This is a genomic window from Streptomyces sp. NPDC027189, assembly GCF_055566975.1.
This window is the reverse complement of the sequence record NZ_JBVHRI010000005.1, coordinates 213,578-225,507: the sequence shown is the minus strand read 5'-3', so window position 1 is coordinate 225,507 and position 11,930 is coordinate 213,578. Positions and strand designations below refer to the sequence as shown.

Sequence of the window (11,930 nt, the reverse complement as noted above, 5' to 3'; positions counted from 1 at the left end):
CCCGCATGACCAGTCAAGCCACCCTGCAGTCCGTGCCTGCCCTCGGTACGCACCCGGCCTCCGGCTCGAACCCGAGCCGCGCCGAGACCCGGGAGCAGCTTTCCAAGGCGACGTACGACCTCCTCGTCATCGGCGGCGGCATCCTGGGCATCTCCACCGCCTGGCACGCCGCGCAGTCCGGGCTGCGGGTGGCTCTGGTCGACGCCGGCGACTTCGCCGGCGCCACCTCTTCCGCCTCCTCCAAGCTTCTCCACGGCGGTCTGCGCTACCTGCAGACCGGCGCGGTGAAGCTGGTGGCGGAGAACCACTTCGAGCGCCGTGCGGTCTCCCGCCAGGTGGCCCCCCACCTGGCGAACCCGCTCACGTTCTACCTCCCTGTGTACAAGGGCGGGCCGCACGGCGCTGCGAAGCTCGGAGCGGGCGTCTTCGCCTACTCCGCCCTGTCGGCGTTCGGCGACGGCGTGGGTCACCTGCTCAGCCCCTCGAAGGCCGCGCAGGACGTGCCCGAGCTGCGCACCGACAACCTGAAGGCCGTGGCCGTGTACGGCGACGACCAGATGAACGACTCCCGGATGGCCCTGATGACGGTCCGCGCGGCGGTCGAGTCCGGCGCCGTCGTCCTCAACCACGCCGAGGTCACCGGCCTGCGCTTCACCAAGGGCCGGGTCACGGGTGCGGACCTCAAGGACCGCACCAACGGCGAGGAGTTCGGCGTCAACGCGCGCCTCGTGCTCAACGCCACCGGCCCGTGGGTCGACCACCTGCGCAGGATGGAGGACCCGAACTCGGCGCCGTCCATCCGCCTCTCGAAGGGCGCGCACCTGGTCCTGAAGCGCACCGCCCCCTGGAAGGCCGCGCTCGCCACCCCGATCGACAAGTACCGGATCACCTTCGCCCTCCCGTGGGAGGACATGCTGCTGCTCGGCACGACCGACGAGGAGTACGAGGGCGACCCGGGCGAGGTCGCGGTGAACGAGAAGGACATAGCCCAGATCCTGGACGAGGCCGCGTTCTCCATCCGGGACCAGCAGTTGTCGCGTGACCTGATCACGTACTCCTTCGCGGGTCTGCGGGTGCTGCCGGGCGGTCCCGGCGACACGTCCAAGGCCAAGCGCGAGACGGTCGTCACGGAAGGCCGTGGCGGAATGCTGTCCGTCGCGGGCGGCAAGTGGACCACCTTCCGGCACATCGGCCGTACGGTCATGAAGAAGCTGGAGTCGCTGCCGGGCCACCCGCTGGGCGAGGACTTCGAGCCGATCTCCGAGCTGCCGAAGAAGCTCCCGCTTCCCGGCGTCGCCAACCCGCGCGCGGTCGCCCACCGGCTGCTCGTCGACGGCCCGGCGCCCGGCCCGCGCATGGCGGCGGACACCGCGAAGCACCTGGCCACGCACTACGGTTCGCTGGCCTTCGACATCGCCCGCCTGGCGAACGAGAACCCGGAACTGGGCGAACGCGTCCACCCGGACGCGCCCGAGATCTGGGCGCAGGTCGTCTACGCCCGGGACAACGAGTGGGCCCAGACGGCCGACGACGTGCTGCGTCGCCGTACGACGCTGACGATCCGCGGGCTCGCCACCGACGAGGTACGGGGCAAGGTGCAGGACCTGCTCGACAAGAAGTAGGCATCCGGCGGCACTGGAGGGGCGGTTCCCACGGGGGGGAGCCGCCCCTCTCGCGTGTCCGGGCACCTGGGGAGGCCGGACACTTCGCCCCCTCCGCCGCTGCCCCGGCCTCACGGCCCTCACCTGAGCAAACATCGGCTTCTCCGCCCCGTTCAGCCCACTGAACCCCCATAATGGCGTGAGACATCGGATGTCTGAGCGACAAGGAGGCCCTCCATGGCAGTCACCGATGAGGCGATCGAGAAGATCAAGGGAATGATCGTCTCCGGCGCGCTGCGCCCCGGCGACCGACTGCCCAAGGAGAGCGAGCTCGCGGCCGAACTGGGACTGTCCCGCAACTCCCTGCGGGAGGCCGTACGCGCCCTGTCGCTCATCCGCATCCTGGACGTACGGCAGGGCGACGGCACCTATGTCACCAGCCTGGATCCCCAACTCCTGCTGGAGGCGCTGAGCTTCGTCGTCGACTTCCACCGCGACGACACCGTGCTGGAATTCCTCGCGGTGCGCCGGATCCTGGAGCCCGCCGCCACGGCGATGGCGTCCTCGCGCATCAGCGAGCAGCAACTGGACGCGCTGACCGCCCAGTTGGATGCCCTCGGCGCGGCACCCTCGGTGGAGGAACTCGTCGCCTGCGACCTGGAGTTCCACCGGGGCATCGTGCAGAGCTCCGGCAACTCGGTGCTGTGCTCCCTCCTCGACGGGCTGTCCGGGCCCACGACCCGGGCCCGCATCTGGCGCGGCCTGACTCAGGAGGACGCGGTCAGCCGCACCCTGCACGAGCACCGGGCGATCATCGCGGCCCTGCGGGACCGCGACGCGGAGGCGGCCCGCTCCTGGGCCACCGTCCACATCGCCAGCGTGGAGCAGTGGCTGCGCTCGACGCTGTAGTCCCCGGGGAAGGCTCGTGGTCCGCTGGAAGCCTCAGTCCTGCTTCTCGCCGCTCGCGAACCGCGAGATCACCAGCGCCACGATGATGATCGCCCCGTTGAGGAACTGGTTCCACAGCGCGGGCACTCCGCCCAACGTCATGACGTTGACGACGAGTTGCAGGGTCAGTACGCCGGTCAGCGCGCCGAAGAGGGTGCCCCGGCCGCCCTTCAGACTGATCCCGCCGATCACCGCCGCGGCGAAGACCTGGAAGATCCAGCCGTTGCCCTGCGTCGCCGCGACCGAGCCGTAGTGTCCGGTGTAGAGGACGCCGGCGAAGGCGGCGAGCAGGCCGCCGACCCCGAGGACGATCCAGGTGATGCGGTCGACCCGGATTCCGGCCGCGCGGGCGGCCTCCGGGTTGCCGCCGATCGCGTACAGCGCGCGCCCGTGCCGGAACCAGGCGAGCGCACAGCCACCGACCGCGAAGAGCGTGAGACAGATCCAGACGGCGGCGGGCGCCCCGAGCCAGTCCGTCTTGCCCAGGTACCGGAAGGATTCGGGCACATCGGTGATCGACTTGCCCTCGGTGATGCCGATGTGGAGGCCACGCAGCATGGTGAGCATGCCGAGCGTGGCGATGAAGCCGTTGACGCGCAGCTTGAGCATCAGAAAGCCGTTGACGCAACCGATCAGCAGACCGGCGAGCAGACAGACGGGAATGGCCGTCCAGACCGGGAGCAGGCCGAGCCCGGCGAAACGGCCCCCGTGCGTCGGCAGCACCAGCCACATGGCGATGACCGGGGCGATGCCGATCGTCGACTCCAGGGAGAGGTCCATCCGGCCGCAGATGAGGATCAGCGCCTGACCGAGCACGAGCAGGCTCAGCTCGCTCGACTGCTGTACGACGTTGATGAGGTTCGTGGAGGTCAGGAAGACCGGCGAGACGATGTAGCCGATCACCATCAGGACGAGGATCACCGGGACCAGCGAGAAGTCGCTCCAGCGCACGTACCGTACGAACTGCAGAGATCGTTCCTTGGCGGCGGTCGGCGGCCGCAGGGTCTCCGTCATGCTCCCTCTTTCTGCCCGGCCACAGGGGACTCCCGTTCGCCCACACCCTCCATGGCGGTCACCAGCTCCCGGTCGGTCCATCCGGCGCCGTACTCCCCCACCACCCGCCCGTGGAAGAGCACCAGCAGCCGGTCGCAGACCCGCAGATCGTCCAGCTCGTCGGAGACGATCACCGCCGCCCGTCCCTCGTCGGCTACCCGTCGTACGACGGAGAGCAGGGCCTCCTTGGAGCGGACGTCGACCCCGGCGGTGGGGCGCAGCGCCACCAGGGCGTGCGGGCGGCGGGCCAACGCCCGTGCCACGACGACCTTTTGCTGGTTGCCGCCGGACAGCCCCGACACGGGCTGGTCGGGTCCGCGGGTCTTGATGTCCAGCGAGCGGATCATGGAGGCCGCGAACTGCCGGGTACGGGACGGGAGTACGGTCCCCCAGGGGCCCAGCTGGTCGGCGACGGTGAGCGTGGCGTTCTCGGCGACACTGCGGCCGGTGACGAGTCCCTGACGGTGCCGGTCCTCGGGGATGTAGCCGATGCCCGCCTCCAGGGCGTGCGGCACGCTGCCGGCCCGGATCGCCCGTCCACGGACGCGGATCGCGCCCGCCGTCGGCGTCCGCATGCCCACCAGCGTCTCGCCGAGCGCGGTGCACCCGCTGGCCGCCGCTCCGGCGAGACCGAGCACTTCACCGGGGCGCACGGTGAAGCCGACGGGCTCGAACTGGCCCTCCAGGGCGAGCCCTTGCGCCTCGAGGAGCGGCTCGACATCGGCGCTGCCCGTCCGTCGCGGCTCCCAGTCGGCCACGGCCGACGCCTCCTGCCCCGTCATCGCCGCGACCAGGTCCGCCTTGCCCAGGCCCGCCACCGGCGCCGTCAGCACCCGACGGGCGTCGCGCAGGACCGTCACGGTGGAGCAGAGCTCGTACACCTCCTGGAGATGGTGCGAGATGTACAGGAACGCGACCCCGTGCGCCTGGAGGTCGCGGAGCTTGTCGAACAGACGCTGGATGCCGTGCGCGTCCAGCTGCGCGGTCGGCTCGTCGAGGATGATGAGCCGGGCGCCGAAGGAGAGCGCCTTGGCGATCTCGACGAACTGCCGCTGTTCGACGGTGAGTTCCCTGGCCCGCGCGCCGGGGTCCACATCCACCCCGTACTCGGCGAGCAGCGCCCGGGCGCGGGAGCGCAGCCGCGGCCACCGGATGAACCGCTCGGCGAACCGGTTGAGGAACAGATTCTCCGCGACGGTGAGTTCCGGCACGACCATCGACTTCTGGTAGACACACGCCACCTTGGACTGCCAGGCCGCCGTGTCCCCGTACGGCGGCGCCGGCTCCCCGTCGAAGCGGACGGTCCCGGCGTCCGGGCGGTGCAGCCCGGTCAGCACACTCACCAGTGTCGACTTGCCCGCGCCATTGCGCCCGACGAGCGCGTGCGACTCGCCGGGCCGTACGGTGAGGTCGACGCCGTCGAGCGCGAGGGTCGGCCCGAAGCGCTTACGGACGCCCTGCGCGTGAACTGCCGCCGTCACCACGCTACTTGCCCAACTGGTTGGCCCAGAGCTTCGGATCGTCCACGTTGTCCTTGGTCACCAGCGGCGCGGGCAGCTGGTCCTCGTACCCGTTGGGGATCTTGATGATCGTGGAGTCGTGGTCGGTCCCGCCCGTCTTCACCTTGACGCCGTCCAGGGCCTGCTTCGCCCAGTAGAGCGCGTACTTGGCGTACAGGTCGGCGGGCTGCGAGACGGTCGCGTCGATCTTTCCGGCGCGGATCGCGTCCAGCTCCTGCGGGATGCCGTCGTTGGAGATGATCGTGATGTGGCCCTTGGTCCCCGCGGACTTGAGCAGCTTCTTCTGTTCCAGCAGGGCCAGGGTCGGCTCCAGGAAGACACCGCCGGCCTGCATGTAGATCCCGCTCAGATCCGGGTTGGCGGCCAGCGTCGACTGGAGTTTCGCCGAGGCGACCTCGCCCTTCCACTCCGTGGCCAGTTCGAAGACCTTGATCTTCGGATAGTTCTTGGTCATGCACGACTTGAACGCCTCGGAGCGGTCCCGCCCGTTGATGGACGCCAAGTCGCCCTGGAACTCCGCGACTTTGCCCGTCCCCTTCAGCTGCTCGCCGAGATACTCGCAGGCCTTCTCACCGTAGGCGCGGTTGTCGGCCCGTACGACCATGTAGACCTCTCCCTTGTCGGGACGGGTGTCGACGCTGACGACCGGGATGTTCTTCTCCTGAAGGGTGTTGAGCGTCTCGGCGACCGCGCCGGTGTCCTGCGGGGCCATGATCACGGCCTTGGCGCCCTGGTCGGTGAAGGTCTGGACGTTGGCCGCGAGCCGCCCGATGTCGTTCTGGGAGTTGGTCAGCGGCAGCGTGGAGAGCTTGTCGGCCTTGATGTCCTTCTTCACATAGTCCTGGTAGGAGTTCCAGAAGTCGCTGTCGTTGCGGGGCATGTCGATGCCGATCTTGTCGCTCGAAGAGCCGCCGCCCGAGTCCCGGTTGCAGGCGGCGAGCACGGTCGAGGCCAGCAGGGCGACGCAGGCCAGCGTGGTTGTCGTACGCAGTCTCATCGGGTGCCACTCCCTTTCGACGTCTGCCAGACGGGCCCGTCCGGATAGGAATGCGCGGCGATCGACTCGGGTCGCATCCGGGCCGAGAAACCGGGGGCGCTCGGCGCCCTGTAGCGGCCCGCCACGACGACCGCCGGGTCCGTGAAGTGCTCGTGCAGATGGTCGACGTACTCGATGACCCGGTCCTCGCGGCTGCCGGAGACCGCCACGTAGTCGAACATCGCCAGGTGCTGGACCAGCTCGCACAGCCCGACCCCGCCCGCGTGCGGGCAGACGGGGACCTGGAACTTGGCGGCGAGCAGCAGGATCGCGAGGTTCTCGTTGACCCCGGCCACCCGGGCCGCGTCGATCTGCACGAAGTCGACGGCGCGGGCCTGCAGAAGCTGCTTGAAGACGACGCGGTTGGCGACGTGCTCGCCGGTGGCGACACGCACCGGCTGCCCGTCGCGGACGGCCGCGTGGCCGAGTACGTCGTCGGGGCTGGTGGGTTCCTCGATCCAGTACGGCTCGTACGGGGCCAGGGCCGCCATCCACCGGACCGCCTCTCCGACGTCCCAGCGCTGGTTGGCGTCGACCGCGATCCGCACGTCCGGACCGACCGCCTTGCGGGCCAGGCGCATGCGCCGGACGTCCTCCTCGATGTCCACGCCGACCTTCAGCTTGATCTGGGTGAAGCCGTCGGCGACGGCGTGCTCGGCGAGGCGGACCAGCTTGGCGTCGTCGTAGCCGAGCCAGCCGGGGGTGGAGGTGTACGCGGGATAGCCGTCCTCGATCAGCTGCTCCGTCCGCAGGACGCGGCCGGGCTCGGCGGCCCGTAGGACGGCCAGCGCCTCGTCCGGGGTGAGGGCGTCACTGAGGTAACGGAAGTCGACCAGCGAGACCAGTTCCTCGGGGGTCATGCCCGCGAGGAAGCGCCACACGGGCAGTCCCGCGCGCCGGGCCGCGAGGTCCCAGGCGGCGTTGATCACCGCGCCCGCCGCCATGTGCATGACCCCCTTTTCGGGCCCCAGCCAGCGCAGCTGCGAGTCATGCGTGACCGCGAGATGGACGGCGGCGAGATCGGCCGCCGTACGAGGGACCGGACGCCCGACTACATAGGGGCGCAGCGCCTCGATCGCCGCGGCCACGACCTCGTTGCCGCGGCCGATGGTGAAGCAGAAGCCGTGGCCCTCCGATCCATCGGAGGTCTGCAGGACCAGATAGGCGGCGGAGTAATCCGGATCCGGATTCATCGCGTCCGAGCCGTCGAGCTGCTCCGAAGTGGGAAACCGGATGTCGTGCACCTCGAAGCCGGTGACGGTCTCGTCCATGCGTGCCCCTTGTCGCCCACTGAACATCGGACCTCTCGCGGTCATCCGACGTATAGCGCGGCCGCACGACAACGTCCAGGGTCCTCGGTGAAGTTGACCAAGGACAGCTCGGATGACTGCGGGGTGGCCCGGGGTGGCGATCAAGAGTGTTTCCGGGCCCTCGGCGGGGCAGTGATCCGTTCACTCCCCCGTGCAAGGGGGCTGCGGAGGCCCCCTTGGAACGCCGTAAGGTTGGGGCGTACGCGAGGGCACGTCGGAAGGAGGCGCTGGGTGATCGAGCTGGAGGGGGTTCCCGAGCTGATCGACCCAGTCATGGTGGCCGCGTTCGAAGGCTGGAACGATGCCGGCGACGCCGCCTCCACCGCGGTCGCGCATCTGGACAGGGAGTGGAAGGGCGAGGTGTTCGCGGCGCTGGACGCCGAGGACTACTACGACTTCCAGGTGAACCGCCCCACCGTGTGGCTGGACGCCGGTGTACGCAAGATCACCTGGCCGACCACGCGGCTGTCGGTGGTCCGGGTCGGCGGCGAGAAGCCGCGCGACCTGGTGCTGGTCCGCGGTATCGAGCCGTCAATGCGCTGGCGCTCGTTCTGCAACGAACTGCTCGGCTTCGCGCACGAGCTGGGTGTCGAGCTGGTGGTGATCCTGGGCGCCCTGCTCGGCGACACCCCGCACACACGTCCGGTGCCGGTCAGCGGGGTCACGTCCGATCCCGATCTGGCCCGCACCATGGACCTGGAGGAGACCAAGTACGAGGGCCCCACGGGCATCGTCGGCATCCTCCAGGAGGCGTGCACGCACGCGGGCGTACCGGCCGTGTCGCTGTGGGCGGCCGTACCGCACTATGTCTCGCAGCCGCCCAACCCGAAGGCGACGCTGGCCCTCCTCAACCGCCTGGAGGACCTCATCGACCTGCGCATTCCGCTGGGCGAGCTGCCCGAGGACGCGCGCGCCTGGCAGCTCGGCGTCGACCAGCTGGCCGCCGAGGACAGCGAGGTCGCCGAGTACGTGCAGACGCTGGAGGAGGCCCGGGACACCGCCGAGCTGCCCGAGGCGTCCGGCGAGGCGATCGCCCGCGAGTTCGAGCGCTATCTGCGCAGACGGGACGGCGGGGGTCCGGCGGCGGGGGCCGGGGGCCACGCCACGGAGAGCGGCGACACCGCCTCGTACCTCCGCGACAGCCCCAGCGGCCGCACCAGGCCGCCGAAGCCGCAGCGGCCGGAGACGGACGCCGGATCCGGGTCCGGTGTCGGACCCGATGCCGAGGCCGACACCGGACCCGGCATCGGGCCCGATGCCGACACCGGGCCCGATGGCGACGGCCGGGAGAGCTCCTCCGAGGACTCCTCGGAGGACTGAACCAGCAGGGGCGGTACGCACGACGCGTACCGCCCCTGAATCATCGGAGGCCCATCAGTCCCGGTCCACCGCCACCACGTCGTACTCCGTGTCGGGCGTCGGCTCGGCGTCGAAGCGGGCATTCGGCAGATACAGCCGGTCGTCCCACGCCGCGACCGTCGTCGGGATCCTGAAGCGCGGGTCGGTGATCCGGGCGATCGCCTTGCCCTTGGTGCCGGAGGCGTTCAGGCGGAAGACGTCGATCAGGTTCTGTTGCTGCTGAACGGCGTAGAGGGTGCGGCCGAGGAGCAACAGGCCGTCTCCGTTGGGGAGTCGGGAGGCTCCCAGGTCCACGGCGGTGGCCACCCCCGTACGCGGGTCGACCCGCATGAGTCCGCCGCCGCCCGCGACCGTGTTCACCACGAGCAGCGCGCGGCCGTCGGGCGTGCGCTCGATGCCATTGGCGGTGAAGTCCGGTCCCTGCTCCCAGTCGCCGCTGAGCGGCACGGTCGTGACGGGCCCGGGCTCACCGTGACTGCCGAGCGCGAGCCGGTAGAGCCGCGCCTGGTAGGAGTCGGTGAACCAGGCGGCGTCCGGCGTGAGGATCACGTCGTTCACGAAGGTGCCCCCGACGGCGTACACCTTCTCGATCTCGCCGCTGCGGGCGTCGACGGTACGCAGCTCGCCGCTGCCGCCGCCGGCGAGGAAGAGCCTGCCGTGGCGGCCGATCTTGAGGCCCACGGTGGGGTGTTCGGCCCCGAGGCCCTTGCTGATGATGCCGCCGCGCCCGGTGTTCAGGCTCGCGCGGTAGATGTCTCCGTTGGCGAGCGATCCGAAGTACGCGAACGGGGCGGAGCCGATGGTGATGCCTTCGGGCTGGAAGCCGTTCGGCAGAGGGAACTGAGTGGGCCGACGCTGTTCGGCCGCGTGGGCGGTACCGCCCAGCAGTGCCGCTCCTCCCAGCGCGGCGGTCCCGGTGAGCAGTCTTCGACGTGCGAAGGAACGGTGCATGGAACGTCCTTCCGCGGGGGCCGGCTCGGGCCGGCCAAGGGGTCAACAGCCGCTGCCACCCCATCACATGACATACGCCTCCGCAGCCTTTGGCCGGATTGCGACGTGACATCTGTTTCAAGACGGATTGCACAGGGTTCCCCATTCAACTTGTTTTCAAACCAAGTTGGCGAAGACGGGGTGGACGAGTCGCCGCAGCCGTGCCAGGTTGTGCTCCGAAGGCGCGGCCCGGGGACGGGACATGGCAGCGCGTCGTCCCGCGGCACAGCGCCGCAAGGATTCAAGGCACGGCAGTGGACAGGGCACGGCAGTAGACAGGCACGGCAGAGCACACGCATGGACCGGCACCCGCATGGACCGAAGGGAGCGGTACGCGATGACCGACCAGGTACAGCCGACGCAGGGCCCGGGAACGTCCGGGCCGGGGCCCGACGGAGCGGGATTCACCTACCGAGGAGCCGAGCAGGAGCTGATCGTCGTCGCACGCCCCGAGGCCCGGCTCCGCGCCCGGGCCGAGGGCGTCCGCTCGGCGGTGGGCGCCGACGTATCGGCCCTCAACATGTTCCTCAGCGACGAACAGCTCACCCTGGAACCGCTGTTCGGCAGCGAGGAGCGACTCCAGCAGTCGCAGCAGCAGTCCGCGGCGGCGGGCACCGAGAGCGGGCCCGACCTCGCGCTCTTCTACCGGGTGCGCGGCGTCGAGAGCCGCGCCCAGGAACTGCGCTCGCGCATCGCCGCACTCCCGGAGATCGACACGGCGTACGTGAAGCCCGGCGCCGTACCCGCTTCCGTGGGGTCGGTCGGGCAGAGCTCGGACGACAGCCGGCGGATGAAGGAAGGGGCGCCCGTCACCCCCGACTTCACCAGCCGCCAGGGCTATCTGCGCCCGGCGCCCGAGGGCATCGACGCCTACTGGGCCTGGCAGCGGCCGGGCGGTACGGGCCAGGGCGTCACGGTGATCGACGTGGAGGGCGCCTGGCAGCTCGGGCACGAGGACCTGGCCGCGAAACTCGCCGGTGTCGTCGTCGGCACCCCGCTGACGGACCTCGCCTGGCGCAACCACGGCACCGCCGTCATCGGGGTGATCGGCGGCGACCAGGGCGAGTACGGCATCACCGGCATCGTGCCGGACGCCGTGACCGCGGCCGCATCCTTCCAGGGCATCGGCACGGCGGCCGCGATCCACGCGGCGGCGGACCGGCTCGGCCCCGGCGACATCCTCCTGATCGAACTGCACGCCCCAGGACCGCGGTTCGACTTCGAACAGCGCGACGACCAGCAGGGCTACACAGCGATCGAGTGGTGGCCGGACAACTTCACGGCCATCCGGTACGCGACCGCCAAGGGCGTCCTCGTCGTGGCGGCCGCCGGCAACGGCGCCGAGTCGCTCGACGACGCGGTGTACGAGCGCCGCCCCGCCGAGTTCCCTGAGTGGTGGCGCAACCCCTTCAACCCCTCCAACCAGTCCTCCGGCGCGGTCCTGGTCGGCGCGGGCGCACCGCCTCCCGGCACACACGGCCGCGACCACGGCCCGGACCGCTCACGGCTCGCGTTCTCCAACTACGGGGCACGCGTGGACGCGCAGGGCTGGGGACGCGAGGTCACGACCACCGGCGGCTTCTGGGACCGGCCCGGCGATCTGCAGGGCGGTGCCGAGGAGATCGGCTGGTACACGGACACGTTCTCCGGGACCTCCTCCGCCTCCCCGGTGGTGGTCGGCGCCCTGGCCGCGCTGCAAGGCATGCTCAAGGCGGCGGGCCAGGAACCGATGTCCCCGGAGCGTGCCCGCGCGGTGCTGCGGGCCACGGGCTCCCCGCAGCAGGACGCGCCGGGCCGACCCGCATCCCAGCGGATCGGCAACCGGCCGGACATCAAGGCGGCGGTCACCCATCTGCTGCCGGAGGCGGTCGGCTCGGGCCAGGCCGAGCGGTACTGGGACGAGCTGCTGCCGTATCCGCGTGAACTCCCGCCCAGGCTCCGGCTGTACGTGTCCGGCGCCTGGCGCAACCTCAACAACCCGTCCCCCGAGACCCGTCAGGCGGTGCACACCGCGTTCGCGGGGGGACGGCCCGACGTACGTGTCTGGTTCTCGGACGACGAGATCGTCGGCCTGGTGATCACGGGCTGACCGTTCACGGGCCGACCGTTCACG

At 70.5% G+C, this 11,930-nt stretch carries 9 protein-coding genes; 4 read left to right on the top strand and 5 right to left on the bottom strand.

Annotated features, from left to right (window positions below; all coding sequences use genetic code 11):
* The first annotated feature begins 5 nt into the window (after positions 1-5).
* Positions 6-1,622 carry a glycerol-3-phosphate dehydrogenase/oxidase gene (locus ACZ4RZ_RS14600; protein ID WP_467744637.1) on the top strand — a complete coding sequence of 539 codons (1,617 nt, stop codon included), beginning with the start codon at positions 6-8 and terminating at the stop codon, positions 1,620-1,622.
* 216 nt (positions 1,623-1,838) lie between these two features.
* Positions 1,839-2,510 (top strand): FadR/GntR family transcriptional regulator, encoded by a 672-nt coding sequence (locus ACZ4RZ_RS14595; RefSeq protein WP_399076672.1) that lies wholly within the window; start codon positions 1,839-1,841, stop codon positions 2,508-2,510.
* A 33-nt stretch (positions 2,511-2,543) separates the two neighbouring features.
* Here ACZ4RZ_RS14595 and ACZ4RZ_RS14590 read toward each other — a convergent pair whose 3' ends face one another.
* Genes ACZ4RZ_RS14590 through ACZ4RZ_RS14575 form a run of 4 tightly spaced genes read right to left on the bottom strand, consistent with a single transcriptional unit; the run spans position 2,544 to position 7,429 of the window.
* Positions 2,544-3,563: an ABC transporter permease gene (locus tag ACZ4RZ_RS14590; RefSeq protein WP_467744635.1), complete on the bottom strand. Its 1,020-nt coding sequence runs from the start codon at positions 3,561-3,563 to the stop codon at positions 2,544-2,546.
* The gene (locus ACZ4RZ_RS14585) at positions 3,560-5,083 is read right to left on the bottom strand and encodes a sugar ABC transporter ATP-binding protein (protein ID WP_467744633.1); all 1,524 of its coding nucleotides are present in this window, start codon (positions 5,081-5,083) and stop codon (positions 3,560-3,562) included. Before ACZ4RZ_RS14585 ends, ACZ4RZ_RS14590 begins: the two co-directional genes overlap by 4 nt.
* Positions 5,084-5,087: 4 nt before the next feature.
* Positions 5,088-6,119, bottom strand: a complete 1,032-nt coding sequence (locus ACZ4RZ_RS14580; protein WP_467744631.1) for a sugar ABC transporter substrate-binding protein — start codon at positions 6,117-6,119, stop codon at positions 5,088-5,090.
* Positions 6,116-7,429: an enolase C-terminal domain-like protein gene (locus ACZ4RZ_RS14575; protein WP_467744629.1), complete on the bottom strand. Its 1,314-nt coding sequence runs from the start codon at positions 7,427-7,429 to the stop codon at positions 6,116-6,118. Before ACZ4RZ_RS14575 ends, ACZ4RZ_RS14580 begins: the two co-directional genes overlap by 4 nt.
* 270 nt (positions 7,430-7,699) lie before the next feature.
* Between ACZ4RZ_RS14575 and ACZ4RZ_RS14570 the strand changes: the two genes are divergently transcribed.
* On the top strand, positions 7,700-8,788 hold the full coding sequence (locus ACZ4RZ_RS14570; RefSeq protein WP_467744628.1) for a PAC2 family protein: 1,089 nt from the start codon (positions 7,700-7,702) through the stop codon (positions 8,786-8,788).
* A gap of 54 nt (positions 8,789-8,842) precedes the next feature.
* On the opposite strand, the gene ACZ4RZ_RS14565 is transcribed toward ACZ4RZ_RS14570, so the two are convergent.
* A complete protein-coding gene (locus tag ACZ4RZ_RS14565; RefSeq protein ID WP_467744626.1) occupies positions 8,843-9,778 on the bottom strand; it encodes an SMP-30/gluconolactonase/LRE family protein in 936 nt (311 codons plus the stop codon).
* Positions 9,779-10,154: 376 nt separating this feature from the next.
* On the opposite strand from ACZ4RZ_RS14565, the gene ACZ4RZ_RS14560 reads away from it, so the two are divergent.
* Complete coding sequence (locus ACZ4RZ_RS14560; protein WP_467744624.1) at positions 10,155-11,906, top strand: S8 family peptidase; 1,752 nt, start codon at positions 10,155-10,157, stop codon at positions 11,904-11,906.
* Positions 11,907-11,930 lie beyond the last annotated feature (24 nt).

Excerpts from the sequence above, each read along its gene's own strand:
- ACZ4RZ_RS14590 (WP_467744635.1), bottom strand. The coding sequence starts at position 3,563 with ATGACGGAGACCCTGCGGCCGCCGACCGCCGCCAAGGAACGATCTCTG.
- ACZ4RZ_RS14565 (WP_467744626.1), bottom strand. The coding sequence starts at position 9,778 with ATGCACCGTTCCTTCGCACGTCGAAGACTGCTCACCGGGACCGCCGCG.
- ACZ4RZ_RS14560 (WP_467744624.1), top strand. The coding sequence starts at position 10,155 with ATGACCGACCAGGTACAGCCGACGCAGGGCCCGGGAACGTCCGGGCCG.
- ACZ4RZ_RS14595 (WP_399076672.1), top strand. The coding sequence starts at position 1,839 with ATGGCAGTCACCGATGAGGCGATCGAGAAGATCAAGGGAATGATCGTC.
- ACZ4RZ_RS14580 (WP_467744631.1), bottom strand. The coding sequence starts at position 6,119 with ATGAGACTGCGTACGACAACCACGCTGGCCTGCGTCGCCCTGCTGGCC.
- ACZ4RZ_RS14575 (WP_467744629.1), bottom strand. The coding sequence starts at position 7,429 with ATGGACGAGACCGTCACCGGCTTCGAGGTGCACGACATCCGGTTTCCC.
- ACZ4RZ_RS14600 (WP_467744637.1), top strand. The coding sequence starts at position 6 with ATGACCAGTCAAGCCACCCTGCAGTCCGTGCCTGCCCTCGGTACGCAC.